This is a genomic window from Kitasatospora sp. NPDC042419, assembly GCF_056437345.1.
This window is the reverse complement of record NZ_JBWKAW010000002.1, coordinates 701,887-728,430: the sequence shown is the minus strand read 5'-3', so window position 1 is coordinate 728,430 and position 26,544 is coordinate 701,887. Positions and strand designations below refer to the sequence as shown.

Here is a 26,544-nt window from a genome sequence, read left to right as displayed (position 1 = left end):
TGCGGCCGGCGGGGATGTCGAGGACGGTGGTGATCGGGGCGGTGGTGGCGAAGTTCTGCATGGTGGTGTGTGCTCCTGCGAGTCGTTGCCGTCGGCGTTTCTGACAACGGAAAAGCTACGTTGCTTTCCATATCTCGGCAACACACTCATTGCGTCAAAACAGTATCCCCGCAGGTCAATGCGGCAATATCGTTGCGACAGGAGCAAATCAAATGCAACGACAGACTTTCAATCCGTTGCAATGAATTGAAAGTGAACGCTATGCCGGGCCGCTCCCGGCCCCCGCCGGGCGGCCTCGCCCCCGCATGGATCGGCGAGGCCGGCACGCCTCGCCGACCTCGCCGGTCACGCTCCCGCCCCCCGAGGGGACGGGGGGTCAGGATCCGTCGAGCTGCCCGATGGTGGCGAGGGAGGGCTTGCGGCCCCCGGCGCGCAGCCGGACGCCGGCCGCCTCGGCGTCGCGCAGCACGCGGACCGCGTTGTGCCAGGTCAGCTTCCCGAGGTCGGCCTCCGACCAGCCGCGGCGCAGGAGTTCGCCGATCAGGTTGGGGTAGCCGGCGACGTCGTCCAGCCCGGCCGGGAGGAAGGCGGTGCCGTCGAAGTCGCCGCCGATGCCGATGTGGTCGATGCCGGCGACCTCGCGCATGTGGTCGAGGTGGTCGGCGACGGTGGACGCGGTGGCCACCGGGCGCGGGCTGGTCTCCTCGAAGGCGCGCTGGCAGGCCATCCCGTCGGGTGTGGTGTCGAGGTGGTCGAAGCCGTGCGCGGCCATGTTGTCGTCGGCGGCGAGGGTCCACTCGATGGCGGCGGGCAGGATGAACTTGGGGACGAAGGTGGCCATCGCCACGCCGCCGTTGGCGGCGAGCGCCGCGAGCACGTCGTCGGGGACGTTGCGCGGGTGGGGGCAGACGGCGCGGGCGGAGGAGTGCGAGAAGATCACCGGCGCCTCGGTGACCCGCAGGGCGTCGCGCATGGTGTCGGCGGAGACGTGCGAGAGGTCGACCAGCATGCCGAGCCGGTTCATCTCCCGGACGACCTCCTCGCCGAAGGCGGTGAGGCCGCCGGCGGCGGGCTCGTCGGTGGCGGAGTCGGCCCACGGGGTGTTGTCGTTGTGGGTGAGCGTCAGGTACCGGACGCCGAGCGCGTACAGGGCGCGCAGGGTGGCGAGCGAGCAGTCGATGGAGTGGCCGCCCTCGGCGCCCATCAGGGAGGCGATCCGGCCCTCGGCGCGGGCGGTTTCGAGGTCGTCGGCGGTGAGCGCGAGCCGCAGCCGGTCGGGGAACCGGTCGACCAGGGCGTGGACGAAGTCGATCTGCTCCAGGGTGGCGCTGACGGCGTGGTCCCCGGCGAGCCGGGAGGGGACGTAGACGGACCAGAACTGCGCGCCGACCCCGCCCGCGACGAGGCGGGCGAGGTCGGTGTGGAGGCGGGCGCTCTGGTCGGCGGCCAGGTCGAGCGCGTCGAGGTCGTAGCCGGCCTGTTCGCGCATCGCCCACGGGAGGTCGTTGTGGCCGTCCACCACGGGGGTGTCGCGGAGGACCGCCCCGGCGCGCTCCAGCAGGGCCGGAGTGACGCCGGGGGCGGCGGAGGCAGCGGAGGCAGAGGGATCCAGCAGCTCAGAGGTCATACGAGCTGTTGTATCCGATATGCCTACTTTCCAAAGCCGAAGGAGGGGGAACCCGCCACCTTGGCCCGAAGCTTCCGGCCCTTCTCGGTGGCCTGGCTGTTCAGCTCGGCCTGGAAGTCCGTCATCTTCTCGGTCAGCTCCTGGTCGAACGCGGCCAGCATCCGCACCGCCAGCAGGCCCGCGTTGCGCGCGCCCGCCACCGAGACGGTGGCCACCGGCACGCCGGCCGGCATCTGCACGATCGACAGCAGGCTGTCCATGCCGTCCAGGTAACGCAGCGGCACCGGCACGCCGATCACCGGCAGCGGGGTGACGGAGGCCAGCATGCCCGGCAGGTGGGCGGCGCCGCCGGCCCCGGCGATGATCGCCTTCAGGCCGCGCTGGTGGGCCTTCTCGCCGTACGCCACCATCTCGCGGGGCATCCGGTGCGCCGAGACGACGTCGACCTCGTAGGGGATCTCGAACTCGTCGAGGGCCTGGGCGGCGGCCTCCATCACGGGCCAGTCGGAGTCGGAGCCCATGACGATGCCGACCAGGGGCGCGGTGGGGGAGGTCATTCGGTGATCGTTCCTCGCAGGTAGGCGGCCGCGTGACGGGCGCGCTCGCGGACGTCGTCGAGGTCGTCCCCGAAGACGTTGACATGGCCGACCTTGCGGCCGGGCTTCACGTCCTTGCCGTACATGTGGATCCGCAGACCGGGGTCACGGGCCATGCAGTGCAGGAAGGCGTGGTACATGTCCGGGTAGTCGCCGCCGAGGACGTTGACCATGACGGTCCACCTGGCGCGCGGCCGGGGGTCGCCGAGCGGCAGGTCGAGGACGGCCCGCAGGTGGTTCTCGAACTGCGAGGTGACCGCGCCGTCCTGGCTCCAGTGCCCGGAGTTGTGCGGGCGCATGGCCAGCTCGTTGACCAGGATCCGGCCGTCCCGGGTCTGGAACAGCTCGACCGCCAGGTGGCCGGTGATGTCCAGCTCGCCGGCGATCCGCAGGGCCAGCTGCTGGGCCTCGTCGGACAGGGCCGGGTCGAGGTCGGGTGCGGGGGCGGTGACCTCGGCGCAGACGCCGTTCTCCTGGACGCTCTCCACCACCGGGTAGGCGACCGCCTGCCCGCTGGGCGAACGGACCACGTTGGCGGCCAGCTCACGGACGAAGTCGACCTTCTCCTCGGCGAGCACCGGCACGCCGGCCCGGAACGGGGCCTCGGCCTCCGACTCGTCGCCGACCACCCAGACGCCCTTGCCGTCGTAGCCGCCGCGCACGGTCTTCAGGACCACCGGGTATCCGGCGCCCTCCGCCGCGAAGGCGGTCACGTCGGCCGGGTCGGCGACGAGCCGGTGCCGGGGGCAGGGCACTCCGATGGAGTCGAGCCTGGCCCGCATCACACCCTTGTCCTGGGCGTTGACCAGGGCCTCCGGGCCCGGCCGGACGGCGATGCCGTCGGCCTGCAGGGCCCGCAGGTGCTCGGTCGGCACGTGCTCGTGGTCGAAGGTGACCACGTCACAGCCGGCCGCGAAGCGGCGCAGGGTGTCGAGGTCTCGGTAGTCGCCGAGGACGACGTCGGAAACGACCTGCGCGGCCGAGTCCTGGGGGGTGTCGGCGAGGAGCTTGAACCGGATCCCGAGCGGGATGCCCGCCTGGTGCGCCATGCGGGCGAGCTGCCCGCCTCCGATCATGCCCACCACTGGAAAATTCGCATTGCCCGGGGAAGTCACCCCGCCAGGATATCCGGGCCGGTCGGAGGGCGTGGAACCGCTCCGGCAGTCGGGGCGTCTACCGCCAGGGGTCCTTCGATGCCGTACGGAGGGGCTGAGCCGATCGGCGGAACCGGGTAGCCTGGACGGCCAGGTCCTGGTACGCGTGATCCGATCATGTGCGTGCACGCAGGGCTCAAGGGGCCGTCGGCGTTCACGCACCGGGCCCCTTTCGTCCGCAGGCACATGGAGGCAGCCCGGTATGGCGACGACCACGGCGTCGAACCCCTCGCTGGCGCAGAGACTGCGCGGCCTGTCGGGCGAGGTGGTGAAGTTCGGCATCGTCGGCCTCAGCGGTGTGGTGGTCAACTTCGCCGTCTTCTGGGTCTGCATCAACGGCCTGCACCTGGCCTCGCTGCGCTCGAACATCGCCGCCACCCTGGTCGCGATCGCCACCAACTACCTGGGCTACCGCTACTGGCTGTACCGGGACCGCGACGCCGCCTCGCGCAAGCGCGAGATCACGCTCTTCCTGGTGTTCAGCGGCGCCGGCATGCTGATCGAGACCGGGGTGCTCGGCTTCACGGTCTACGTGCTCGGCCTCTCCTCGCACTTCGAGCAGCTGGCCGCCAAGGTGGCCGGCCTGGCGCTGGGCACGGTGTTCCGCTTCGTCTCGTACCGGACCTGGGTGTTCAAGGCCGTCCCGGAGGCGGCGGAGGCACCCGTGGCCGAGCCCGCGGCCGCCACGGCCGGGACCGCCCCGGCGGCCGGCGTGGTCGCCCAGGCCGAGCTGATGCTCGCCGCCGAGCAGATCCGGTACGCCAAGGCCGAGTAGCGGCCCGGCCCGCCGCGTTCCCGTCGCACCCCACGCACCCCGCTCGCCCCACGCACCTCCGCCCGCCCCGCTTGCCCCGCCCGCTGCGGCAGGAGGACAGTGGTGACCGGGGACGGACACGGCCTGCGGACGGTCACGGCAGAGGGGGACGAGGAGGCTCGTCATGGCGTTCGTCCAGATCATCGACTGCAGGACCGACAAGGTGGACGAGCTCAACGGTCTGTTGGACCGCTGGGCCGAGCAGACCGAGGGCCGGCGGACGGTCGACCACGCGATGCTGGCCACCGACCGGTCCGACCCCCGGCACGTGGTGGAGATCGTCGAGTTCGCGTCGTACGAGGACGCGATGCGCAACTCCCGCCTGCCGGAGACCGACCGGGTCTTCCGCCAGATGGTGGCGCTCTGCGACGAACCGCCCGCGTTCACCGATCTCGACGTGGTCCGGGACGCCCGGTTCTGACCCGGCCCGGCCGCGTACCCGCCGGACCGCCTCGGCCGCGGCCACCGCACGCCGCGCTACACGTCGCGCTACACGTCGCGCCGGCTGCGGCCGAGGAAGAGCGCGAACACCGCCGGCCGCAGCGAGAGCAGTTCCAGCCGCCCGCCGTCCGCCTCCGCGAGGTCGCGGGCGACGGCCAGCCCGATCCCGGTCGAGTTGCGGCCGCTGACCGCGCGCTCGAACACCCGGTTGCCCAGTTCCGCGGGCACCCCGGGGCCCTCGTCCTGCACCTCGACCACCGCGGACGTCCCGGACGGCCGGACCCGCAGGGTGATCGTCCCGGCGCCGTGCATCAGTGAGTTCTCGATCAGGGTGGCCAGCACCTGGGCGACCGTGCCGGGGGTGCCGACGGCGGTGACCCCGCGCAGGCCCTCGACCTGGAGCACCCGGCCGGTGCCGCGCAGCGACGCGCCCCACTCCTCCACCTGCTGCTTGACGACGTCGTCGAGGTCGAAGGCGACGGCGGTGGGGCTGCGCGGGTCGCGCTGGGTGGTGAGCAGCCGCTGGACGACGTCGGTGAGCCGCTCGACCTGCTGGAGGGCGATGGTGGCCTCCTCCTTGACGGTCTCCGGGTCCTCGGCGAGCGCGGTGATCTCCTCCAGCCGCATGGAGAGCGCGGTGAGCGGGGTGCGCAGCTGGTGCGAGGCGTCGGCGGCGAGCCGGCGTTCGGCGGTGAGCATCCGGGCGATCCGCTCGGCGCTGACGTCGAGCACCTCCGCGACCCGGTCGAGTTCGGGCACGTCGTAGCGGCGGTTGCGGGGGCGCGGGTCGCCGGAGCCGAGCCGCTCGGCGGTCTCGGCGAGGTCGGTGAGCGGGCGGGCGAGCCGTTTGGCCTGCCAGACGGCGAGGGCGACGGCGGCCTGCACGGCGAGCAGCGCGACCACGCCGAGCAGCAGCAGCATGTTGGCGATCTCGTGGTCGACGGCGGCCCGGGACTGCTCGACGGTGACGGTCTCACCGCTGACGCCCCGCTCCACCGCCTTCAGCAGGTGGTCGCCCGCCGGCCGCTGCCCGCTGGAGACGGTCGGCTGGCCGGGGATGACCACCTCGACGTACTGGCCCTCGGAGACCTGGTTGGCGAACTTGTCGCCGGTGACCGGCTCGTTGGCCGCCAGCCGGTTCTCCACCAGGGAGAGCACCCGGACGGCGGCGGCGTCCACCCGGTCCTGGGCGGAGCTGACGATGGTGCGCTTCTCCACCAGGGCGAGCGGGACGCAGAACACGACGACGACCACGAGGACGACGCCGAGCAGCGAGTTGATCATCCGGCGTTTCACGCTGCCGCTCCCCGTGGTGGTGCGAAGTGGTGGTACCCGCCCCGGTGCCGGGGGCGGAGGTGCCCGGTGGACCGGCCGGTCCGGCCCGGTCCTGGGGACGCCCCCCCCGGTCCTGCGCCGGCTAGTTCTTCTCGAAGCGGAAGCCCACCCCGCGCACGGTGGCGATGTAGCGGGGGTTGGCGGCGTCGTCGCCGAGCTTCTTGCGCAGCCAGGAGATGTGCATGTCGAGGGTCTTGGTGGAGGTCCACCAGGTGGTGTCCCAGACCTGCCGCATGATCTCCTCGCGGGTGACCACCCGGCCGGCGTCCCGGACCAGCACCCGCAGCAGCTCGAACTCCTTGGCGGAGAGGGTGAGCTCCTCCTCGCCGAGCCAGGCGCGGTGCGACTCGATGTCGATCTTGACGCCGTGCGCGCCGGTGGTCAGCTGGTCGACGTTGCCGCGCCGGAGCAGGGCGCGGACCCGGGCGAGCAGCTCGGCGAGGCGGAAGGGCTTGGTGACGTAGTCGTCGGCGCCGGCGTCCAGGCCGACCACCGTGTCGACCTCGTCGGCGCGGGCGGTGAGCACCAGGACGGGGCAGCTGCGGCCGTCGGCGCGCAGCCGGCGGCAGACCTCCAGCCCGTCCATCTCGGGCAGGCCGAGGTCGAGGACGACGAGGTCGACCTCCTCGCCGAGCCCGGCGGCCAGCGCGGAGGGGCCGTCCTCCCGGACGAGCACCTCGTAGCCCTCGCGACGCAGGGCCCGGGCGAGCGGTTCGGAGATCGCCGGATCGTCCTCGGCGAGCAGCACACAGGTCATGTGGTGATGGTAGTCCGCCGGGGTCAGGCCGTTGCGGCCGTGAGGTAGTTCACAGTGCGTGATCGTTATACAGAGGGCGATCAAGCCTCAACCGACACGCCCGGACCGCCCGTTCGGCGAAGATTCTGCTTTTGGATCTTGCAACCGAAGGAATTCGGGCTGCCTTACCATGGATCGATCAAGCGAATCTGCTGGCAGCTTTACCATCGCCATACCTAATTGCCGTGTTTTGTCAGCTGATGACGCCAAATATCGCCACGTAGAGTGGTTCCGTCCACGTCCGCCGCCACCCCCCTTGGCGGACGCTGTCAGGCAAGGAACCACTACACATGGCGTCTACGACCCTGGAGTCCGGCGTACAGTCGGCCTCTCCCAGCGGCAAGACCTTCCTCGGGCACCCCCGGGGCCTCGCCACGCTCTTCATGAGCGAGATGTGGGAGCGCTTCAGCTACTACGGCATGCGTGCCCTGCTGGTGCTCTACATGACCGCCTCCGTCACCGACGGCGGCCTCGGCATGAAGCTCGCCGTCGCGAGCGCCGTCTACAGCGTGTACACGGCCATGGTCTACCTGCTGGCTCTCCCGGGCGGATGGATCGCCGACCGCTTCCTCGGCGCCCGGAAGACCGTCGCACTCGGCGGCTCGATCATCATGATCGGCCACTTCCTGCTGGCCGTCCCCGCCGGCGTGTCGTTCTTCGCCGGCCTCGGCTTCATCGCGATCGGCTCGGGCCTGCTCAAGGCCAACATCTCGACGATGGTCGGCCACCTCTACGACGGTCCCAACGACCCGCGTCGTGACGGCGGCTTCACCATCTTCTACATGGGCATCAACCTCGGTGCCTTCGCCGCCCCGCTGGTCATCGGCACCGTCGGCCAGGAGGTCGACTGGCACCTCGGCTTCGCCCTCGCCGGCGTCGGCATGGCCCTGGGCCTGATCCAGTTCCTGCTCGGCACCCGCCACCTGAGCGCCAAGAGCGACGTGGTGACCTCGCCGATCTCGGCCGCCGAGAAGAGCGCCATCCTCAAGAAGGCCGGCCTCTGGCTGGCGGTGGCCGTCGCCTTCTACGCGGTCGTCGGGCTGACCGGCCACTTCACCATCAACTGGGCGATCTGGCCGCTGTCGATCGCGGGCATCGCGCTCCCGGTCTTCGTCTTCGCCAAGGTGAAGCGGGACAAGGACCTCGACGAGGCCGAGCAGTCCCGGATGAGCGGCTACATCTGGTTCTTCGTCGCCGCCGCCGTCTTCTGGATGATCTACGACCAGTCCGGCTCGACGCTGAACATCTTCGCCCAGGACAGCACGGCGTCGACCCTGTTCGGCTTCGACTTCCCGTCCAGCTGGTTCCAGTCGCTCAACCCGCTGTACATCATGGCGCTGGCCCCGGTCTTCGCCTGGCTCTGGGTCCTGCTCTCCCGCAAGGCCAAGAACCCCAGCACCACCATGAAGTTCGCCTTCGGCCTGGTGATGGTCGGCGCCTCGTTCATGGTCATGATGCTGGCGATGGCCGCCGCCTCCGGCGGTGCCAAGGTCACCCCGCTCTGGCTGGCCATGGTCTACCTGATCCAGACCGTCGGCGAGCTCACCCTCTCCCCGGTGGGCCTCTCCGTCACCACCAAGCTGGCGCCGGCCAAGTACGCCAGCCAGATGATGGGCGTCTGGTTCCTCGCGGTCACCGCGGGCGACTGCGTCGCGGCCGTCTTCCAGCTCGTCCTCGGCGACGGGGTGGTCGGATCCACCGGGTACTTCGCCTTCCAGGGCGCCATGGCGATCGTCGCCGGCGTGGCCCTCGCGATGTACCGCAAGAAGGTCGTCCGGCTGATGGGCGACGTCCACTGACGACGCCCGGCCGCACCGCCTGACCGCCTGCCCCCGGGGCCGGCGCGGAGTCCTGAGCTCCGCGCCGGCCCCGGTCGTCGTTCCCCCGCCGGCCCCGACCCCGGCCCCGACCCCGGCCCCGAGCCGACCCCGACGGCCCCCGACCCTGTCCCCGCTCCCGCTCCCGTTCCCGTTCCCGACCGTGGGTGACCGGACGGCCACCGGCATGCCAGTGTGCCGAGCATGACCACCGAATCCGCACCCGAACCGCCGCTCACCCTCCCCCGCCAACTCGCCCGCACCCGCCGCTTCACACTCGGCACGCCCGGCCTGCCCACCGTCTCCGCCGACGGCCGCACCGTCCTCTTCCTGCGCAGCCGCTCCGGCGACGACCCGGTCTCCTGCCTCTGGGCCCTCGACACCGGGACCGGGGAGGAACACCTGCTCGCCGCCCCGGCCGCACTCGGCGCCGACGACGGCGACCTGCCCGCGGCCGAGCTGATCCGCCGCGAACGCGCCCGCGTCCTGGCCTCCGGCATCACCGCCTACGCCACCGACGCCACCGGCCTGCTCGCCGCCTTCGCCCTCGGCGGCGCCCTCTGGCTCGCCGACGCCACGACCCGCGAGGTCCGGCCCGTCCCCGCCGCCGCCGGGGCCTACGACCCGCGCCCCGACCCCACCGGCCGCCGGATCGCCTACGTCAGCGCCGGCGCCCTGCGCGTCACCGACATCGACGACGCCACCATCACCACCACCGACGGCACCGCCACCGCCGGCAGCGGCGACCGCGCACTCGCCGAACCCGAGCACCCCGAGGTCGGGTACGGCGTCGCCGAGCACGTCGCCGCCGAGTCCATGCACCGCACCCGGGCCCACTGGTGGTCCCCCGACGGCACCCGGCTGCTGGTCGCCCGGGTCGACGAGCGCCCGCTGCGCCACCTCCACCTCGCCGACCCGTCCGACCCCTCGCAGCCGCCGCGCACCATCCGCTACCCGCTGGCGGGCACCGACAACGCCGACGTCTCGCTCCTGCTGCTCGGCCTCGACGGCTCCCGCACCGAGGTCCACTGGGACCGTGCCGCGTTCGAGTACCTCACCGCCGCCGGCTGGGACGGCCACGGCCCGTACGCCGCCGTGCAGAGCCGCGACCAGCGGACCGTCCGCACCCTCGCGATCGACCCCGCGGACGGCGCCACCCGCGTCCTCGCCGAACGCCACGACGAGCACTGGGTCGAACTCGTACCCGGCCTGCCGGTCCGGACCTCCTCCGGCGCCCCCGTCGACTCCGCCGACCTCGGCGACACCCGGCACCTCACCGTCGACGGCGAACCCGTCACCCCGCCCGGCCTCCAGCTGCACGCCGTCCTCGGCACCGACGGCGACCAGGTGCTCTTCACCGCCTCCGAGGAGCCGACGGAGAGCCACCTGTGGACGTGGGCCCCCGGCCCGGGCGCCGTCCGGCTGAGCCACCCGCCCGGCGTGCACACCGGAGTGCAGCGCGCCGGCACGCTGGTCCACACCGCCCGCACCCCCGGCGCCCCCGGCCCGCTCACCACCGTCCACCGCGCCGGGCACCCCGCCCGCACCCTCACCTCGCACGCACAGACCCCGGTGCTCACCGCCCGGCCCGAACCGCTCCGGCTCGGCCCGCGCGAACTGCGCGCCGCACTCTTCCTGCCCGCCGGCCACCGCCCCGCGGACGGCCCGCTGCCCGTCCTGCTCGACCCCTACGGCGGACCGGCCGGCACCAAGGTCTCGGCCGGCGGCGGCTGGCCCGACCTGGTCTCGCAGTGGTTCGCCGACCAGGGCTTCGCCGTGCTGGTCGCCGACGGCCGCGGCACCCCCGGGCGCGGCCCGCGCTGGGAGAAGAGCGTCCACGCCGACGTCGCCACCCCCGCCCTCGACGACCAGGTCGAGGCCCTCCACGAGGCCGCCCGCGCCCGGCCCGGGCTGCTCGACCTCGACCGGGTCGCCGTCCGCGGCTGGTCCTACGGCGGCTTCCTCGCCGCACTCGCCGTACTGCGCCGCCCCGACGTCTTCCACGCCGCCGTCGCCGGCGCCGCCCCGACCGACCACCGGCTCTACGACACCCACTGGAAGGAACGGTTCCTCGGCCACCCCGACGAACACCCCGAGTGGTACGACGCCTGCTCCCTGATCCCCGACGCCGCCGGGCTCCGCCGCCCCCTGCTGCTGATCCAGGGCCTCGTCGACGACAACGTGCTCCCCGCCCACACGCTGCGCCTGTCCGCCGCGCTGCTGGCCGCCGGGCGCCCGCACGAAGTCCTCCCGCTCGCCGGCATCGGGCACTCGCCGAGCGACGAGACGGTGTCCGAGAACCTGCTCCACCACCAGCTGGACTTCCTGCGGAGGTCGCTGGCACGGGCCTGAGCACGACGGCGGGGCCGGTGCTCTCCGCACCGGCCCCCGCCGCCCCCGACCCGACCCGCCGCCCCCGACCCGACCCGCCGCCCCCGACCCGACCCCGCGGGCCCGGGCCGACCCCGCGGGCCCGTCAGACCTCCCGGACGCCCGCCCGCCAGACCGCCGCCGTCAGCGGCACCCCCGGCCGGTACGCCAGGTGCACGGCCGAGGGCGCCTCCAGCAGCTGCAGGTCGGCCCGGGCGCCGACCGTCACCGTGCCCACGTCCGAGCGCCGCAGCGCGTGCGCACCGCCCGCCGTCGCCGCCCAGACCGCCTCGTCCGGCGTCATGCCCATCTCCCGCACCGCCACCGCGATGCAGAACGCCATCGAACTCGTGAAGCTGGAGCCGGGGTTGCAGTCGGTGGAGAGCGCCACCACCGCCCCCGCGTCCAGCAGCCGGCGCGCGTCCGGGTAGACCGCCCGGGTGGAGAACTCGGCGCCCGGCAGCAGCGTGGCGACCGTCGCCGAACCAGCCAGCGCGGCCACGTCCTCGTCCGTCAGGTGGGTGCAGTGGTCGGCCGAGGCCGCCCCCAGCTCGACGGCCAGCTGGACGCCGGGGCCGTAGGTGAGCTGGTTGGCGTGCACCCGGGGGGTGAGCCCGCGCTCGATGCCGGCGGTCAGGATCGCCCGCGCCTGGTCGCCGTCGAAGGCGCCCTTCTCGCAGAACACGTCCACCCAGCGGGCGTACGGCGCGCAGGCGTCCAGCATCGGCCCGGTGACCAGGTCGACGTACCCGGCCGGGTCCTCCGCGTACTCGGGGGCGACCACGTGCGCGCCCAGGTAGGTGGTCTCCGGCGTGTACGAGGAGGCGATCCGCAGCGCCCGTGCCTCGTCGGCGACGGTCAGCCCGTACCCGGACTTGCACTCGATCGTCGTGGTGCCCTGGCGGAGCGCCTCCCGCACCAGCCGGGCCAGGTTGGCGTCGAGTTCGGCGTCGTCGGCGGCCCGGGTGGCGGCGACCGTGGTGCGGATCCCGCCGGCGGTGTAGGGCTGGCCGGACATCCGGGCGTCGAACTCGGCGGTGCGGTCGCCGGCGAAGACCAGGTGGGCGTGCGAGTCGACGAAGCCGGGCAGCAGGGCGCGCCCCGCCGCGTCGAACCGCTCGTCGGCGGCGGGCGCCTCGGCGGCCGGGCCGACCCAGGCGACGGCGGCGCCGTCGATCACCACGGCCGCGTCGGTGAGCAGGCCGAGCGGCCCGGTCCCGTACGAGGGGTCGTTGGTGACCAGGCTTCCGATGCCGGTGATCAGCGTGCTCGGGATGCTCGGGGTGCTCACGTCATGCCTTTCGGGAACGGACCCGGGGGCGGACGGGACGGGCCCGCCCGCCCCCGGGTCGGCGAGGAGGGGAAACCGGGGGAACCGGCGGCTCAGCAGCTCAGCGCGGTGATCGAGGACCGCAGCGCGCCCGGCACGTCCGGCACCAGCTGGTGCACGCCGTCCCTGACCACGTGCCGCCCGCCGACCACCACGTGCCGCACGTCGGCCGCCGAGGCGGCGAAGACGGCGATCTCCGCACCGAGCCGGAACGCCGGACCGGCCGTCCGCACCGAGTCCAGCGCGACCACGGTGAAGTCGGCCAGCGCACCGGCCTCGATCCGGCCGGCCTCCGGCCAGCCCAGCGAGGCGTGCCCGTCCTCCGCCCCCGCCCGGAGCAGCGAGTTCGCCGTCCAGTGGCCCCGGGTGCGGGTCCGCAGCCGCTCGTTCAGCTCCAGCGCGCGGGCCTCCTCGAACGGGTCGATGACGGCGTGGCTGTCGCTGCCGAGGGTGACCGGGCAGCCGCCGGAGGCGAGCTGCCGGGCCGGGCCGATGCCGTCCGCGAGGTCCCGCTCGGTGGTGGGGCACATGCAGATCGTGGTGGAGGAGCCGGTGAGCAGCTCGACGTCCTCCTCGGTGAGGTGCGTGGCGTGCACGGCCGAGGTGCGCGGGCCGAGCGCACCGTGGTCGGCGAGCAGCCGGGTCGGGGTGACGCCGTGCGCGGCCAGGCAGGCGTCGTTCTCGGCGGTCTGCTCGGACAGGTGGACGTGCAACGGGGCCTCGCGCGTCGACGCCCACTGGGCGACGGTGCCGAGCTGCTCCGCGGGGACCGCCCGCACCGAGTGGACGGCGGCGCCGATCCGGGCGTGCTCGCGGGCCTTCAGCAGGTCGGCCCGCTCGGCCCAGGCGTCGGCGTCGCCGTCGCTGAACCGGAGCTGCGGCTTGGTCGGTTCGGCGCCGAAGCCGGACGACAGGTAGCAGGTGTCGAGCAGGGTGATCCGGATGCCGGCCCGGGCGGCGGCCTCGATCAGCGCCTCGCCCATCGCGTTGGGGTCGTCGTAGCGGGCGCCGCCGGGCGCGTGGTGCAGGTAGTGGAACTCGCCGACGGCGGTGATCCCGGCGAGCGCCATCTCCGCGTAGACGGCGGTGGCGAGGGCCAGGTAGCTGTCCGGGTCCAGCGCACCGGCGAACCGGTACATGGTGTCGCGCCACGTCCAGAAGGTGCCGGAGCCGACCTGGACGTGGCCGCGCAGCGCCCGGTGGAAGGCGTGCGAGTGGGCGTTGGCCTGGCCGGGCAGCAGCAGCCCGTCGAGCCGGACGGCGCCGGGCGGGCAGGGCCCGCTGTCCGGCTGGACCCTGGCGATCTTGCCGCCGGCGCCGGTGTTGATCAGCACGTCCTGCTCGACCACCGGCCCGTTGGCGTGCGGCAGCCAGGCGTACCGCGCCCAGTAAGTTGTCGTTTGCGCGCCTCCGGCACGGCCTACTGACACGCCAGGTCCTCCAGTACGTCGGCGAGGGCGGTCACGCCGGCCAGGCAGTCGGCCGTCTCGGCGTGTTCGGCCGGGGAGTGGGAGATGCCGCTCGGGTTCCGCACGAACAGCATGGCGGTCGGGATCGCCGATGCCAGGATCCCGGCGTCGTGTCCCGCCCCGGTGGGCAGCACGGGGATGCCGCCGGGGCCGCGCTTGCCGAGGACCTGCGCCAGGCGGTCGCGCAGCGGGCCGTCGAAGTCCACCACCGGGGTGTAGGACTCGCGGGTCAGCTCGACCCGGACGCCGTCGCGCCCGCCGCGTTCGGACGCCGTCCGCCCGATCTCCTCGACCAGCTCGGTCAGGGTGGCCTCGTCGGCGGCCCGGGAGTCCAGCCAGCCGCGGACCAGGGAGGCGATCGCGTTGGTGCCGTTGGGCTCGACGGCGACCTTGCCGAAGGTGGCCAGCGCGCCCGCGAGCTTCGCCTTCTTCCGTGCGGCGAGCACGGTGTTGGCGTAGGTGAGCATCGGGTCGCGGCGGTCCTCGATCCGGGTGGTCCCGGCGTGGTTGGCCTCGCCGTGGAAGTCGAACCGCCAGCGGCCGTGCGGCCAGATCGCCGAGGCCACGCCGACCGGCTGGTCCTCGGTGAGGTAGCGGCCCTGCTCGACGTGGAGTTCGACGAAGGCGCCGATCCGGGCCAGCCGGTCGGAGTCGGCGCCGATCGCGGTCGGGTCGTAGCCGGCCCGCTCCATCGCGTCGGGCAGCCGGACGCCGTCCGCGTCGCGCAGCTCGTACGCGGCGTCCCGGCCCAGCACACCGGCGGTGAGCCGGGAGCCGATGCAGGCCACGCCGAACCGGGCGCCCTCCTCGTCGCCGAAGTTGACGATCGCCAGCGGGCGGGTGAACCCGGCGCCGCGCGAGCGCAGCTCGTCCAGCGCGGCGAAGGAGGAGACCACGCCGAGCGGGCCGTCGAAGGCGCCGCCGTCCGGGACGGAGTCCAGGTGCGAGCCGGTGACGACCGCGCCCTCGCCGGACGGGTCGCCGAGCCAGGCCCACTGGTTGCCGTTGCGGTCCAGCTCGTAGGTCAGGCCGCGGTCGCGGGCCTGCTGCTCGAACCAGGCGCGGCACTCGGCGTCGGCGGAGTTCCAGGCGAACCGGCGGTAGCCGCCGGAGGAGGCGGAGCGGCCCACGGGGAGCAGCTCCGCCCACATCCGCTCGAAGCTGTCGGAGCCCTGCTCGGTCACAGCTCGCCCATCGGGATGCGGACCCCGCGCTCGGCGGCGACCTCGTCGGCCCGGTCGTAGCCGGCGTCCACGTGCCGGATGACGCCCATGCCCGGGTCGTTGGTGAGCACCCGGCGGATCTTCTCCCCGGCGAGCGGGGTGCCGTCGGCGACGGTGACCTGGCCGGCGTGGATCGAGCGGCCGATGCCGACGCCGCCGCCGTGGTGGATGGAGACCCAGGAGGCGCCGGAGGCGACGTTGACCATGGCGTTGAGCAGCGGCCAGTCGGCGATCGCGTCGGAGCCGTCCAGCATCGCCTCGGTCTCCCGGTACGGGGAGGCCACCGAGCCGCAGTCCAGGTGGTCGCGGCCGATCACGATCGGGGCGGACAGCTCACCGGAGGCGACCATGTCGTTGAACCGCTCGCCGGCCTTGTCGCGCTCGCCGTAGCCGAGCCAGCAGATCCGCGCGGGCAGGCCCTGGAAGTGCACCTTCTCCTGGGCCATCTTGATCCAGCGGTGCAGCGACTCGTTCTCCGGGAAGAGGTCGAGGACGGCCTTGTCGGTCTTGGCGATGTCCTGCGGGTCGCCGGACAGGGCGGCCCAGCGGAACGGGCCCTTGCCCTCGCAGAACAGCGGCCGGATGTAGGCGGGGACGAAGCCGGGGAAGGCGAAGGCGCGGTCGTAGCCGGCCAGCTGGGCCTCGCCGCGGATCGAGTTGCCGTAGTCGAACACCTCGGCGCCGCGGTCCTGGAAGCCGACCATCGCCTCGACGTGCCGGGCCATCGACTCGCGCGAGCGCTGGGTGAACTCGGCGGGCTTCTCGGCGGCGTAGGTCGCCATGTCGTCGAAGGAGACGCCGACGGGCAGGTAGCTCAGCGGGTCGTGGGCGCTGGTCTGGTCGGTGACGATGTCGATCGGCGCGTCCATCGCGAGCAGCTGCGGGAACAGCTCGGCGGCGTTGCCCAGCAGGCCGATGGAGAGCGGCTGCTTCTTGTCGCGCGCGGCGGTGGCCAGCTCCAGCGCGTGCGAGAGGTCCTTGGCCTCGACGTCCAGGTAGCGGTGCTCGATCCGGCGGGAGATCCGGGACGGGTCGCAGTCGATACAGATCGCCACGCCGCCGTTCATGGTGACGGCCAGCGGCTGGGCGCCGCCCATGCCGCCGAGGCCGGCGGTGAGGGTGATCGTCCCCGCCAGGGTGCCGTCGAAGCGCTTGTTGGCGACGGCGGCGAAGGTCTCGTAGGTGCCCTGGAGGATGCCCTGGGTGCCGATGTAGATCCACGAGCCGGCGGTCATCTGCCCGTACATGGTGAGCCCGAGGGACTCCAGGCGGCGGAACTCCTCCCAGTTGGCCCAGTCGCCGACCAGGTTGGAGTTGGCGATCAGCACGCGCGGCGCCCACTCGTGGGTCTGCATGACGCCGACCGGCCGGCCGGACTGGACCAGCATGGTCTCGTCCTGCTTCAGCCCCTCCAGCGTCCGCACCATGGCGTCGAAGGAGCGCCAGTCGCGCGCCGCCTTGCCGGTGCCGCCGTAGACGACCAGCTTCGAGGGGTGCTCGGCCACCTCGGGGTCGAGGTTGTTCATGAGCATCCGCAGGGCCGCCTCCTGCTGCCACCCCTGCGTCGTCAGCTTGGTCCCCCGCGCCGCCCGAACCTCACGGGGCCCGCTCGCCTGCTGCACCATGTCCCAGCCTCCCTACGGATGAATTCATTCAGTCTCGACTCAACTGAATATATCCAAACATTCAGTCGCCGACCAGACCTGCGCACATCCGATCAGCGCCCGCGCGGCCGACCCCCGAGCGCTACCCTGAACCCGGCGAGCACCAGCCACTCGGCCCAGCGCCAGGGAGCGGAGGACACGATGACGGCCATCACCGTGCGGCCCGGCAGACTCCGGGATGCGGCGGAGGAGATCGAGCGGAGCACCGGCCTCCGCGTCCAGATCATCGGAGGAACCCTGGTGATGTCCCCGACCCCCCGCGGCAAGCACGCGGGGACCGTCAAGCGGCTCTCCCGACAGCTTGACCGGCTACTGCCCGGCGGCTTCGGTGCCTACGAGATGTCGTCGGTCGCGATGCCCGAGAACGCGGAGGACTACGCGACACCCGACCTGGTCGTCCTGCCCCTCGACTGGGAGGACGACGACAACTGGCTGGCGGACCCTCGCGATGTCGCACTGGCTGTGGAGGTCGTCTCCAGCTCGGAACGCGTCAGCCACATCGCCACCAAGACCAGCTGGTACGCGATCGCGGGCGTACCGGTCCTCCTCGCCGTGGACCCGCGCAAGGGGGTCTGGACGCTCTACACCCACCCCCGCGACGGCGCCTATCAGGGCGTGCTGCACGGAAAGTACGGCGAGCCCGTACCGCTCGCCGCACCGCTCCCGGGCGAGCTGAGCACCGCCGAACTCCCGGTCTACGCGCCCCGGCGCTGAGCGGCCGTCAGGCGGCCGCGTCGCCGTCCCAGTCGATGCCGATCTCGGCCAGCCAGCGGCGGTCGGCGGCGTCCGGGGTGGCCGGGCGGGGCGGGCGGGGGATCTCCTGGACGGGGCCCAGGCCGTAGCGTTCGGCCGCGGCGGCCGCACGGGCGTCGGGTTCGATCACGCCGACGTGCACCGCGGTGTCGTCGCCGGGATCGAGGACGGTCAGTTCGGGTTCGGGCAGACGGCGCAGGGTGACCCGGCGCCCGCAGGTCGGGCAGGACCACTCGTCGGCGCCCGAGGCGAGCCGGGCGACGAACTTCATCTCGTGGATCACGCGCATGGCGGCACCCCCTGTACAGAGGGATGCCCCGGTTTGTGACGACTACTCCAGCCGCGGCTACTCCAGGAAGAGCCCGCGCGCCGCCGCCGACTGCTCGATGGCCTCCAAACGGGCCTCCGCACCCGGGAGTTCGTCGCACATGGTCTGCAGCAGCACCCGGCCGAGCATCATCGGCGCGCAGGCGGTGTCGAAGACCAGGCCGGTGCCGACGGCGGCGGGCAGCATCAGGTCGGAGAGCTTGGCGACGGGCGCGAAGACGCTGTCGGCCACGGTGAGGACGGTCAGCCCGCAGTCCCGGGCGACCGCCAGAGCCTCCATCAGCTCGCGCGGGTAGCGCGGCAGGGCGAAGCAGAGCAGCGCGGTGGCGCCGGCCGCGGCGGCCTGTTCGAGGCGGTCGGCGAGCATGCTGCCGCCCTCGTCGAGGAGCCGGATGTCGGGGTGCACCTTGGCCGCGAAGTACGCGAAGCCGCGTGCCTGCGCGGAGGCGGCGCGCAGGCCGAGGACGGGCAGCGGGCGGGAGGCGGCGAGCAGCCGGGCGGCGCGGGCGATGGGCTCGGGGTCGGCGAGCAGCTCGGCGAGCAGGCGCAGGTGCTCGATCTCGGCGAGGACGGCCTGCTGGTGCTCGTTGCGGACGGCGTCGGCGGGGGTCTCGGGCGCGGCCGGCTCGCCGGCGCCGAGTTCGCGCAGCTGCTTGCGGAGCGCGGGGTAGCCGTCGTAGCCGAGGGCGACCGCGAAGCGGGTGACGGAGGGCTGGCTGACCCCGGCGAGCTCGGCGACCTCCACGCTGGAGAGGAACGGCGCCTCGTTGGCGTGGCGGACGAGGGAGTGCGCGATCCGCCGCTGGGTGGGGGTGAGCCGGTGGCCCTCGAAGAGCTGGAGCAGCCGGGCGGAGGGGCCGACCGTGCCGGTGTCGTCGGTGGCGGTCATTGCGGTACCTCCGGATGCGAGCTGTTCGGATGACTGTGCAGCAGCGGGCTGCCACTGGCAAAGACGTCTCGTACGCCGGGACACCGGGCGAGACCTCCGGGGACCGGCCGGGCGTCCGGTCCGGCGGGCCTCCGGGCGGGTCTCCGGGCGTCCGGCGTCGGGGCGTCCGGCCGGGTGACCGGGCGTCCGGTCCGGCGGGTGACCGGCGGGTATCCGGTGGGTGTCCGGCCTGGCCGGTCCCCGGGGCGACCCTGATTTCCCCCCTAGTCCTCCCGGATTACGGTGCGAACCGATGGACCGGCACGCCCTCGCGGGCGCAGGCTGGTCGCCATGGACACTCGCCAGGACGACCTGCGGCGCGATCTCGATGCCTCGCTGCAGGCCCGCAAGGAGCTCGGCAAGGAGTACGAGTCGGAACTCGTCGACTCCTTCCTCTCCCGCATCGACGCCCGGCTCGACGCCAGGGTGGAGCGCCGGGTCGCGGAGCGGCTCGGCCCCGCCGGCGGGTACGACCCGGCGGAGGGCCCCCGGCCGCACGGGCCCGGACGCCGGCCGCCCCACTCCCGCGGTTCGGGTGCCCGGGTGGTGCCGATCGTCTCGATGGCGCTCGGCATTCCGCTGTCCGGCATCGCGGGCGGCACCAGCGGGGTGTGGGGGCTGGTGGTCTGCTGGGCCGGCATCGTCGGCGTCAACGTCTCCGCCGCGCTGTCCGAGCGGCGGATGGACCGGACGGAACGGCGCCGTGCGGAGACCGCGCAGAGCGAGTGGGACTGATCCCGCCGCGGGCCGGGCCCGCCGGGGGCCCGGCCGCGCGCGGCGGCCGGGCCCGTCCGGGGCGGGCCCCGGTGCGCTCCGCGCGGCCGGTCATCAGGCCAGCGGCCCGGTGACCCGCTCGACCGCGTGCACCAGCTCGCCGGAGGCGACCAGCGCGGCGGCGGCCTCCAGGTCCGGCGAGAGGAAGCGGTCGCGGCCGGCGCCGCCGACCCCGGCCTCCCGGGCGGCGGCCATCGCCGCGGCGGTGGCGGGGGCCACCGTGCCGCCGGCGCCGCCCTGCTGGCGGATCTCCAGCGCCCGGGCGGCGGCGGTGAGTTCGACGGCGAGGATCCGGCCGAGGTTGTCGACGGCCTGGCGCAGCTTGCGCGCGGCGGACCAGCCCATCGAGACGTGGTCCTCCTGCATGGCCGAGGAGGGGATCGAGTCGACCGAGGCGGGCACGGCGAGCCGCTTGTTCTCGCTGACCAGCGCCGCCTGGGTGTACTGGGCGATCATCAGGCCGGAGTCCACGCCCGGGTCGTCGGCGAGGAAGGCCGGCAGGCCGTGCGAGCGGGCCTTGTCGAGCAGCCGGTCGGTGCGGCGCTCCGAGATCGAGCCGAGGTCGGCGGCGGCGATGGCGAGGAAGTCCAGCACGTACGCGACCGGGGCGCCGTGGAAGTTGCCGTTGGACTCCACCCGGCCGTCCGGCAGCACCACCGGGTTGTCGACCGAGGCGGCCAGCTCGCGGGAGGCGACCAGCGCGGCGTGCGCGAGGGTGTCGCGGCCGGCGCCGGCGACCTGCGGGGCGCAGCGGATCGAGTAGGCGTCCTGGACGCGCGGGGCGTCGTCCTGGTGGTGGCCGGTGAGGCCGGAGTCCTTGAGCACGGCCAGCATGTTGGCGGCGGAGAGCGCCTGGCCGGGGTGCGGGCGGATCGGGGCGTGCAGCTCGGGGGCGAGCACCTTGTCGGTGCCGAGCAGTGCCTCCAGGGTCATCGCGGCGGTGATGTCGGCGGTGGTGAACAGCCGCTGGAGGTCGGCGATGGCCATGACCAGCATGCCGAGCATGCCGTCGGTGCCGTTGATGAGGGCGAGGCCCTCCTTCTCCAGCAGCTCGACCGGCTCGATGCCGGCGGCGGCGAGCAGTTCGGCGGCGGGCTTCTCGACGCCGTCGGGGCCGGTCGCCACGCCTTCGCCCATCAGGACGAGCGCACAGTGCGAGAGCGGCGCGAGGTCGCCGGAGCAGCCGAGCGAGCCGAACTCGCGGACCACGGGGGTGATGCCCGCGTTGAGGATCGCGGCCATGGTCTGGGCGACCAGCGGGCGGACCCCGGTGCGGCCGCTGGCGAGCGTCTTCATCCGCAGGAACACCAGCGCGCGGACGACCTCGCGCTCGACCGCCGGGCCCATGCCGGCGGCGTGCGAGCGCACCAGCGAGCGCTGCAGCTGGGCGCGGAGTTCGGGGCTGATGTGCCGGACGGCGAGGGCGCCGAAGCCGGTGGAGACGCCGTAGACCGGGCGGGGTTCGGCGGCCAGGGCGTCGATCCGGGCGCGCGCGGCCGCCATTTCGGCGAGCGCGTCGGGGCCGATCTCGACCCGGGCGTTGCCCCGGGCGACGGCCAGCACGTCCTCGGCGCTGACGTCGGCCTTGCCGACCTGGACGAGCGGCGCGTGGGGGGCCGCAGCACTGTGCATATCCATATACACCATCTCATCAGGTGAATGAAGATATGACAACCACCCGGGCCCTGCTGAAACTCCTGCACCGGATCGGCGGTCACCTGGATTTTCGGATACCCCGCCCGGTGCCGCACGCTGTGGGGGTGGCGGACGCCCACGCGGCGCACGCCCGCACGGCGCACGGCACACCACGGCGCACAGCGCACCACGGCGGACGACAGGCACCGCGGACGACACCACCACGGTGACGGCCACGGTGCACACGGCCACGGTGCGCACCGCCACGGAGAGACCGACGGACACGGGAAGGCAGGCGGCACGATGACGCGGGCGACGGCGCGGCGGCGGGTGGTCCGGCTGCGGGGGGACGGACGGAGCACCCGGCCGGACGCCCTGGCGGCCGAGGAACCCCTGGAGATCCGGCTCGGCGGCGAGCCGCTCACGGTCACCATGCGCACCCCCGGACAGGACTTCGACCTGGTCGCCGGCTTCCTGGTCGGCGAGGGGCTGGTGCACGCCTCCGAGGACCTCGCCGCACTGCGCTACTGCGCCGGCACCGACGAGGCGGGCGCCAACACCTACAACGTGGTGGACGCGACGCTGCGCCGCGCCGGGGCGCTGCCGCTCTCCGCCCACCGCAACCTGCTCACCACCAGCGCCTGCGGGCTCTGCGGCCGCGACACGGTGGACGCCGTCCGCACCCACGTCCGCCACCCCGTCGCCGACGACCCGCTGACCGTCCCGCCCGCGCTGCTGTACGGGCTGCCGGACCGGCTGCGGGCCGCCCAGCGGACCTTCGAGTCCACCGGAGGCCTGCACGCGGCGGGCCTGTTCGACGGCGCCACCGGCGAGCTGCTCTGCGCCCGCGAGGACGTCGGCCGGCACAACGCGGTGGACAAGGTGGTCGGCTGGGCGCTGCGCGCGGGACGGCTGCCGCTGACCGGGCACGTGCTCCTGGTCAGCGGCCGGGCCTCGTTCGAGCTGACCCAGAAGGCGGCGCTGGCCGGCGCCCCGCTGCTGGCCGCCGTGTCGGCGCCGTCCTCGCTGGCGGTGGACCTGGCGGAGGAGCTGGGACTGACCCTGGTGGGCTTCCTGCGGGGCGAGGGCGCCAACGTGTACACCCGCCCGGACCGGATCGTCTGAGCCCGCCGGCCCGGCCGGTCCCCGCCGGCCCGGCCCGGCGCCCGCCGCGGCGTCACCGCAGCTCGGCCTCGATCAGGTCCGCCGCACGGGCGGTGCCGCCCTCGGCCCGGCTCTCGGCGCGCAGCACGTCGAGGCGGGCGGCCACCTCCGGGTCGCCGGTCAGCTCCAGCAGGGCGGCGCGCAGCGCCTCCGCGGTGGCCTGCTCGGTGTCGAGCCGGCGGGCGACGCCCAGCTCCACCAGCTTGTCCGCGTTGCCGAACTGGTCGACGGCCTGCGGCACCGCGATCATCGGCACCCCGTGGTGGAGGCCCTCGCTGCTGCCGCCCATGCCGGCGTGCGTGACGAAGGCGTCGGCCTTCGAGAGCACGTCGAACTGCGGCACCCACCGGTGCACCTCGACGTTGGCCGGCACCTCGCCCAGCTCCGCCAGGTCGGTGTGCCGGCCGACCTGGAGCACGACGTGCCAGCCGGGCAGGCCGCCGAAGGCCTCGACGCACGCCCGGTAGAAGGCGGGCTGGTGGGTGAAGGCGGAGCCGAGCGAGACCAGCAGCACCTTCTCGGCGCCGGCCGGCCGCTGCCAGCTGCCCTGGTGCGAGCGGTCGCCGAAGCACTGGCCGACGAAGGTGTACCGCGCGGGGTCGACCCGGTCGGCGTTGGGCTGCAGGGCGCGCGGGATCAGGGCGAGGGCGCGGGCCGGGAGGGCCTTGAACTCCTCCGGGTCCCGGACGAGGGTGTCGTTCTCGGCCAGCCAGTCGGCGAACCGCCGCAGGTACTCGGGCCCGCCGGGGCCGGTGCGGATCGCCTCGAACACGTCGGCCATGTCCTTCTCGAAGCCCTCCCAGGCGACGTAGGTCGGCGAGAGCTGGAGGGCGGGGACGCCGTGGCCCTCGGCCACCGCCCGCCCGGTGAACCCGGCGATGTCGTACAGCACGAGGTCGGGCCGGTCCTCCTCGAAGAGCCTGCGGACCACCGGGGTCATCGCGACGGCGTCGTCGAGGAAGAGGTTCTGGATCCCCACCGGGTCCTGCAGCCACACCTGGGAGTCGTCGGTGAGCGGCAGCGCGGTCGGGTAGGGCACGAGCGTCGCGCCGGTCGCCTCGATGGCGGCGGCGAAGGAGGCGTCGTTGACGTAGCTGACCCGGTGGCCCCGGGCGACGAGCTCGGCGACGACGGCGAGGTTCGGGTTGACGTGGCCGTGGGCCGGGATCGAGACCATGGCGATGTGCGCGGAGCGGGTCATGTCGGTCGTCCTCCGTCGAGATGATGAGACGAGACGGTTCGTCTCGCTGAACACCCCCACAGCATGACCTGACGACCCGCCATTCGTCAAGACGAGACGGTTCGTCTCGTTGTGGCGCTAGGATGCCCCCATGCCCGGACAGACCACCCCCGACCCCAGCCGCCGCAGCCAGCAGAGCCGCGCCGCGATCCTCACCGCCGCCGCCGAACTGGTCTCCGAGGTGGGCTTCGCCAAACTCACCATCGAGAAGATCGCCGCCCGCGCCGGAGTCGGCAAACAGACCATCTACCGCTGGTGGCCCTCGAAGGGCGCCGTCGTCTTCGACGCCTTCCTCGCCGCCAACGAGGACGCCTCCGGCAGCCTCGCCCTGCCCGACACCGGCGACCTCGCCGCCGACCTGCGGGCCGTCCTGCGCCCCACCGCCGACGAGCTCACCGACCCCGTCTTCGAGAACACCGGCCGGGGCCTGATCTCCGAGTACCTGGTCGACCCGGCCCTGCTGCGCGAGTACCGCGAACGGCTGCTCGACCCGCTGCTGGAGGTCACCCGCGAACGCCTGCGCAGCGCCCGCACCGCCGGACAGCTCCCCGCCGACACCGACCTCGACCTCGCCGTCGAACTGCTCTACGGGCCGATGTACTACCGCTGGCTGCACGGTCTCGGCCCGGTCGACCACGCGTACGCGGACCGCCTCGTGGCGGCGGTCCTGCGCGCGCTCGGAGCGACGGACGGCGGCTGACCTCAGCCGCGGCCGCGGCGGCGGAGCACCAGCACGACCACGATGATCACGGCGATCACCACCAGCACCAGCACCGCGCCGATCAGCAGGCCCATCATCTTGCCGAGGCCCTTCTTCTTCTTCTTTTTCTTGGCCTTGTCCTTCGAAGCGGCCAGCCGGGCGGTGTCGTGCCGGTCCGCCGCCGCGGCGGCCGGTCCAGCGGCCGGGCCGGCGGCCGCCGGGGCCGCCTGCGCCGCCGCCCCGACCACCGGCACCGCCTGGGCGGCGACCGGGAGCACGGCCGGAGCCGAAGCCGGAGCCGCCGAGGCCGCGGGAGCGGCGGCGAGCGCGCCACCGCCGAAGGCGAGCACCGCGGAGAGGACGAGGCCCGTCAACCGAGCGCGCATAGGAGTCAACCCCCGAGAATCCGATCCGGCGCGGCCCCGACGGCCCGCCGACCGCCGACACCATCCCACGCCCGCGACGCCGCGCCCAGACCCGCGGAGCCCCCGCCACCGGACCGCGACCGGCTCGGAACAGACCGGTCACCGAACCACCACACCACGACGACGCAGGACCGGCCGCCCCTCGGCCGCCCTTCCCCTCCGGCCCTCGGTCAGCCCCTCCCCCGGCCGCTCCCCCCCGGCCTCAGCCCACCGGCGGCGAAGCCGGGCCGGCCAGCGCGACGGCGACCAGCGCGCGCAGGGCCGCGGCGACCTGCCCCAGCGGCAGCGTGGCATCGTCGGCGAACAGCTCCAGCAACCACCCGCCCGCCGCGTTCTGCCCACCCGCCGCGACCATGCCCCGGTAGCCCGAGACCACCAGCATGGCCTCCTCCGCCGGATCGTTGCCCGCCGCACCCGCCCGCAGCGCGAACGCCCCGCCGCGAACGGCCCGGCGGGTCATCGGATAGTGCCGCAGGTCGAAGACGGCGTCCGGAGCCTCGATCTGGGCCCGCTGCGTCTCCGCCCGGGTACTGCTCGGCCCACTGGTCATCCGGTACACGGCGTGCTGCGCGGTGCGCATCAGCTGCGAACCGGGCGGCACGTACGAGATCCACCAGCCCACCGCGTCCAGCAGCCGGGCCGAGGTCTCGGCGACGACCGCCAGCTTGCCGATGGTGTCGGCCGGGTGGACGGAGCGGGCGCCGCCCTGCTGGTCCAGCGCGGTGAGCACCGCGGTCAGCAACTGCCCCGGGTCGGCGCTGTGCGCGGCGCCGCGGAACCGCCGCCGGTCACCCGCCCCGGCCCGGCCGCCCGGCCGGGGCCGCCCGTCGGCCCGGTGGTGCGGGTCGGCGGCGTCGGCGAGCAGCACCGTCGGATCGGGCGAGAAGCCCGGGCCGTGGCTGCGCCCGGCGACCACGGGGTGCGCGGCGCGGGCGGCCTTCGCCCGGTACTGGGCGGCGTCGGCGAGCCGGAAGAGCCGGTCGGGCGTGGTGACCGGGCCGATCGAGTCACCGGTGGAGGCGACCCCGCAGGCGACGCCCTCCCCCTCGGCCAGTGCCAGCGCCCGCGCGCACAGCTCCTCGGCGACGGCGACCACCTCGTCCGCCTTCTGACCCTCGGCGAGCAGGCAGAACTCGTCGCCGCCGAGCCGGGCGGCGAGACTGCCGGGGAGCTTGGCGGCGGCCAGCGACAGCTGGTGGGCGAAGCGCTCCAGCAGCCGGTCGCCCACCTCGTGGCCGAGCTGGTCGTTGACCCGCTTGAGGCCGTTGACGTCGCAGACGACCAGCGAGACCACCGTGTTGTCCCGGTTGTGGGCCTCCAGCGCGCTCTCCAGCCGGGCGTCGACCGCGCGCCGGTTGGCCAGGCCGGTCAGCGGGTCGGAGAAGGCGAGCTTGCGCAGGTCGGCGAGCCGCTCGGTCTGGGCGAGTCCGGCCGAGATCTGGGCGGCGAGCAGGGTCGCGTAGTCGGCGTCCGCATCGGTGAACCCGGCCGTCCCGGTGCTCCGGGCCAGGTAGAGCTCGCCCCAGGCCTGCCCGTGCAGGACGATCGGCGCGACCACGCAGCAGGCCCGCCCGCGCCGGCGCAGCGCGGCGGCGCGCTCCTGGCAGTACGCGCCCGCGGTCGGGTGTGCGTGCCCGGCGTGCGGCTGGCTGTTGTCGGCGGTCTGGACCCAGGCGCGCGGCAGCCGCCCGGTGGTCCAGCGCTCCTCCAGGTACGTGACGATCTCGGGGAAGTCGGCCACCGGGTAGGACTCGTCCTCGGGCAGCTCCTCCTCGCCGGGCGAGAGCTCCCCGTGGTTGACCAGGACCCGCAGCCGACCGGACTCGCGGTCCCAGACCGAGACGGCCGCCATGGTGGCGCCCAGCGCCTCGGTGGCGCGCGCGGCGGCGGCCCGGACGGCCTCCAGCGGGGTGAGCGCCCCGGCCATGTCCTGGGCGAGTTCGACCACCGAGGTCAACCGCG

22 protein-coding genes and 2 pseudogenes are annotated in these 26,544 nt (G+C 73.9%); 9 read left to right on the top strand and 15 right to left on the bottom strand.

Annotation, left to right across the window (positions count from 1 at the left end):
• A partial coding sequence (locus tag AC067J_RS07130) for a hypothetical protein (RefSeq protein ID WP_478296920.1) occupies positions 1–250 on the top strand: 250 nt, incomplete at its 5' end.
• Between the two features lie 126 nt (positions 251–376).
• Here AC067J_RS07130 and AC067J_RS07125 read toward each other — a convergent pair.
• The 3 genes from AC067J_RS07125 to AC067J_RS07115 are packed head-to-tail and all read right to left on the bottom strand — an operon-like array spanning position 377 to position 3,299.
• Positions 377–1,627 (bottom strand): dipeptidase, encoded by a 1,251-nt coding sequence (locus AC067J_RS07125; RefSeq protein ID WP_478296919.1) that lies wholly within the window; start codon positions 1,625–1,627, stop codon positions 377–379.
• Positions 1,628–1,650: 23 nt separating this feature from the next.
• Entirely contained in the window at positions 1,651–2,184 is a 534-nt protein-coding gene (gene purE, locus AC067J_RS07120; RefSeq protein WP_478296918.1) for a 5-(carboxyamino)imidazole ribonucleotide mutase, read from the bottom strand.
• On the bottom strand, positions 2,181–3,299 hold the full coding sequence (locus AC067J_RS07115) for a 5-(carboxyamino)imidazole ribonucleotide synthase (RefSeq protein WP_478296917.1): 1,119 nt from the start codon (positions 3,297–3,299) through the stop codon (positions 2,181–2,183). The genes purE and AC067J_RS07115 overlap by 4 nt, the downstream gene beginning before the upstream one ends.
• A 280-nt stretch (positions 3,300–3,579) precedes the next feature.
• Between AC067J_RS07115 and AC067J_RS07110 the strand changes: the two genes are divergently transcribed.
• Positions 3,580–4,152: a GtrA family protein gene (locus AC067J_RS07110; protein ID WP_478296916.1), complete on the top strand. Its 573-nt coding sequence runs from the start codon at positions 3,580–3,582 to the stop codon at positions 4,150–4,152.
• Between the two features lie 163 nt (positions 4,153–4,315).
• Positions 4,316–4,600: pseudogene (locus AC067J_RS07105) on the top strand (ester cyclase); the annotation flags it as partial.
• 80 nt (positions 4,601–4,680) lie between these two features.
• Here AC067J_RS07105 and AC067J_RS07100 read toward each other — a convergent pair.
• Together AC067J_RS07100 and AC067J_RS07095 are read right to left on the bottom strand one after the other, a co-directional pair.
• Positions 4,681–5,928, bottom strand: coding sequence for an ATP-binding protein (locus tag AC067J_RS07100; RefSeq protein WP_478296915.1), 1,248 nt, complete (start codon positions 5,926–5,928; stop codon positions 4,681–4,683).
• A 121-nt stretch (positions 5,929–6,049) separates the two neighbouring features.
• On the bottom strand, positions 6,050–6,724 hold the full coding sequence (locus AC067J_RS07095) for a response regulator transcription factor (RefSeq protein ID WP_030300686.1): 675 nt from the start codon (positions 6,722–6,724) through the stop codon (positions 6,050–6,052).
• A 329-nt stretch (positions 6,725–7,053) separates the two neighbouring features.
• Here AC067J_RS07095 and AC067J_RS07090 point away from each other — a divergent pair, with 329 nt between their 5' ends.
• Positions 7,054–8,562 (top strand): peptide MFS transporter, encoded by a 1,509-nt coding sequence (locus AC067J_RS07090; RefSeq protein ID WP_478296914.1) that lies wholly within the window; start codon positions 7,054–7,056, stop codon positions 8,560–8,562.
• A 222-nt stretch (positions 8,563–8,784) separates the two neighbouring features.
• Entirely contained in the window at positions 8,785–10,932 is a 2,148-nt protein-coding gene (locus AC067J_RS07085) for a S9 family peptidase (protein ID WP_478296913.1), read from the top strand.
• Positions 10,933–11,056: 124 nt separating this feature from the next.
• Here the strand turns inward: AC067J_RS07085 and hutI are convergent, their stop codons facing one another.
• The 4 genes from hutI to hutU form a co-directional block, all read right to left on the bottom strand.
• Complete coding sequence (hutI, locus tag AC067J_RS07080; protein WP_478296955.1) at positions 11,057–12,226, bottom strand: imidazolonepropionase; 1,170 nt, start codon at positions 12,224–12,226, stop codon at positions 11,057–11,059.
• A 107-nt stretch (positions 12,227–12,333) separates the two neighbouring features.
• Positions 12,334–13,710, bottom strand: coding sequence for a formimidoylglutamate deiminase (locus tag AC067J_RS07075; protein ID WP_478296912.1), 1,377 nt, complete (start codon positions 13,708–13,710; stop codon positions 12,334–12,336).
• Positions 13,701–14,900 carry an allantoate amidohydrolase gene (locus tag AC067J_RS07070; protein WP_478296954.1) on the bottom strand — a complete coding sequence of 400 codons (1,200 nt, stop codon included), beginning with the start codon at positions 14,898–14,900 and terminating at the stop codon, positions 13,701–13,703. Before AC067J_RS07070 ends, AC067J_RS07075 begins: the two co-directional genes overlap by 10 nt.
• A 29-nt stretch (positions 14,901–14,929) precedes the next feature.
• Positions 14,930–16,597 carry a urocanate hydratase gene (hutU, locus tag AC067J_RS07065; protein WP_478296911.1) on the bottom strand — a complete coding sequence of 556 codons (1,668 nt, stop codon included), beginning with the start codon at positions 16,595–16,597 and terminating at the stop codon, positions 14,930–14,932.
• Positions 16,598–16,777: 180 nt separating this feature from the next.
• On the opposite strand from hutU, the gene AC067J_RS07060 reads away from it, so the two are divergent.
• Positions 16,778–17,350, top strand: coding sequence for a Uma2 family endonuclease (locus AC067J_RS07060; protein WP_478296910.1), 573 nt, complete (start codon positions 16,778–16,780; stop codon positions 17,348–17,350).
• A gap of 7 nt (positions 17,351–17,357) precedes the next feature.
• Here AC067J_RS07060 and AC067J_RS07055 read toward each other — a convergent pair whose 3' ends face one another.
• On the bottom strand, positions 17,358–17,678 hold the full coding sequence (locus AC067J_RS07055; RefSeq protein WP_327677568.1) for a hypothetical protein: 321 nt from the start codon (positions 17,676–17,678) through the stop codon (positions 17,358–17,360).
• Between the two features lie 57 nt (positions 17,679–17,735).
• A complete protein-coding gene (locus AC067J_RS07050) occupies positions 17,736–18,605 on the bottom strand; it encodes a MurR/RpiR family transcriptional regulator (protein WP_478296909.1) in 870 nt (289 codons plus the stop codon).
• A gap of 330 nt (positions 18,606–18,935) precedes the next feature.
• Here AC067J_RS07050 and AC067J_RS07045 point away from each other — a divergent pair, with 330 nt between their 5' ends.
• Positions 18,936–19,379, top strand: coding sequence for a hypothetical protein (locus tag AC067J_RS07045; RefSeq protein WP_478296908.1), 444 nt, complete (start codon positions 18,936–18,938; stop codon positions 19,377–19,379).
• 93 nt (positions 19,380–19,472) lie between these two features.
• Here AC067J_RS07045 and hutH read toward each other — a convergent pair whose 3' ends face one another.
• Positions 19,473–21,050, bottom strand: coding sequence for a histidine ammonia-lyase (gene hutH, locus AC067J_RS07040; RefSeq protein WP_478296953.1), 1,578 nt, complete (start codon positions 21,048–21,050; stop codon positions 19,473–19,475).
• A gap of 306 nt (positions 21,051–21,356) precedes the next feature.
• Between hutH and fdhD the strand changes: the two genes are divergently transcribed.
• Positions 21,357–22,178 (top strand): formate dehydrogenase accessory sulfurtransferase FdhD, encoded by an 822-nt coding sequence (fdhD, locus tag AC067J_RS07035; protein ID WP_478296907.1) that lies wholly within the window; start codon positions 21,357–21,359, stop codon positions 22,176–22,178.
• Positions 22,179–22,230: 52 nt separating this feature from the next.
• On the opposite strand, the gene AC067J_RS07030 is transcribed toward fdhD, so the two are convergent.
• Positions 22,231–23,418 carry a macrolide family glycosyltransferase gene (locus AC067J_RS07030; RefSeq protein WP_478296906.1) on the bottom strand — a complete coding sequence of 396 codons (1,188 nt, stop codon included), beginning with the start codon at positions 23,416–23,418 and terminating at the stop codon, positions 22,231–22,233.
• A gap of 130 nt (positions 23,419–23,548) precedes the next feature.
• Here AC067J_RS07030 and AC067J_RS07025 point away from each other — a divergent pair, with 130 nt between their 5' ends.
• Entirely contained in the window at positions 23,549–24,157 is a 609-nt protein-coding gene (locus tag AC067J_RS07025; protein WP_478296905.1) for a TetR/AcrR family transcriptional regulator, read from the top strand.
• Between the two features lie 2 nt (positions 24,158–24,159).
• On the opposite strand, the gene AC067J_RS07020 is transcribed toward AC067J_RS07025, so the two are convergent.
• Both AC067J_RS07020 and AC067J_RS07015 read right to left on the bottom strand, forming a co-directional pair.
• The gene (locus AC067J_RS07020; RefSeq protein WP_478296904.1) at positions 24,160–24,531 is read right to left on the bottom strand and encodes a hypothetical protein; all 372 of its coding nucleotides are present in this window, start codon (positions 24,529–24,531) and stop codon (positions 24,160–24,162) included.
• A gap of 841 nt (positions 24,532–25,372) precedes the next feature.
• Positions 25,373–26,509, bottom strand: a pseudogene (locus tag AC067J_RS07015) (GGDEF domain-containing protein); the annotation flags it as partial.
• Positions 26,510–26,544 lie beyond the last annotated feature (35 nt).

Bases quoted from the DNA above. Each gene is read 5' to 3' on its own strand.
- AC067J_RS07125 (WP_478296919.1), bottom strand. From the start codon at position 1,627: ATGACCTCTGAGCTGCTGGATCCCTCTGCCTCCGCTGCCTCCGCCGCC.
- purE (WP_478296918.1), bottom strand. From the start codon at position 2,184: ATGACCTCCCCCACCGCGCCCCTGGTCGGCATCGTCATGGGCTCCGAC.
- AC067J_RS07115 (WP_478296917.1), bottom strand. From the start codon at position 3,299: ATGATCGGAGGCGGGCAGCTCGCCCGCATGGCGCACCAGGCGGGCATC.
- AC067J_RS07110 (WP_478296916.1), top strand. From the start codon at position 3,580: ATGGCGACGACCACGGCGTCGAACCCCTCGCTGGCGCAGAGACTGCGC.
- AC067J_RS07095 (WP_030300686.1), bottom strand. From the start codon at position 6,724: ATGACCTGTGTGCTGCTCGCCGAGGACGATCCGGCGATCTCCGAACCG.
- AC067J_RS07090 (WP_478296914.1), top strand. From the start codon at position 7,054: ATGGCGTCTACGACCCTGGAGTCCGGCGTACAGTCGGCCTCTCCCAGC.
- AC067J_RS07085 (WP_478296913.1), top strand. From the start codon at position 8,785: ATGACCACCGAATCCGCACCCGAACCGCCGCTCACCCTCCCCCGCCAA.
- AC067J_RS07070 (WP_478296954.1), bottom strand. From the start codon at position 14,900: ATGTGGGCGGAGCTGCTCCCCGTGGGCCGCTCCGCCTCCTCCGGCGGC.
- hutU (WP_478296911.1), bottom strand. From the start codon at position 16,597: ATGGTGCAGCAGGCGAGCGGGCCCCGTGAGGTTCGGGCGGCGCGGGGG.
- AC067J_RS07060 (WP_478296910.1), top strand. From the start codon at position 16,778: ATGACGGCCATCACCGTGCGGCCCGGCAGACTCCGGGATGCGGCGGAG.
- AC067J_RS07055 (WP_327677568.1), bottom strand. From the start codon at position 17,678: ATGCGCGTGATCCACGAGATGAAGTTCGTCGCCCGGCTCGCCTCGGGC.
- AC067J_RS07050 (WP_478296909.1), bottom strand. From the start codon at position 18,605: ATGACCGCCACCGACGACACCGGCACGGTCGGCCCCTCCGCCCGGCTG.
- AC067J_RS07045 (WP_478296908.1), top strand. From the start codon at position 18,936: ATGGACACTCGCCAGGACGACCTGCGGCGCGATCTCGATGCCTCGCTG.
- hutH (WP_478296953.1), bottom strand. From the start codon at position 21,050: ATGCACAGTGCTGCGGCCCCCCACGCGCCGCTCGTCCAGGTCGGCAAG.
- fdhD (WP_478296907.1), top strand. From the start codon at position 21,357: ATGACGCGGGCGACGGCGCGGCGGCGGGTGGTCCGGCTGCGGGGGGAC.
- AC067J_RS07030 (WP_478296906.1), bottom strand. From the start codon at position 23,418: ATGACCCGCTCCGCGCACATCGCCATGGTCTCGATCCCGGCCCACGGC.
- AC067J_RS07025 (WP_478296905.1), top strand. From the start codon at position 23,549: ATGCCCGGACAGACCACCCCCGACCCCAGCCGCCGCAGCCAGCAGAGC.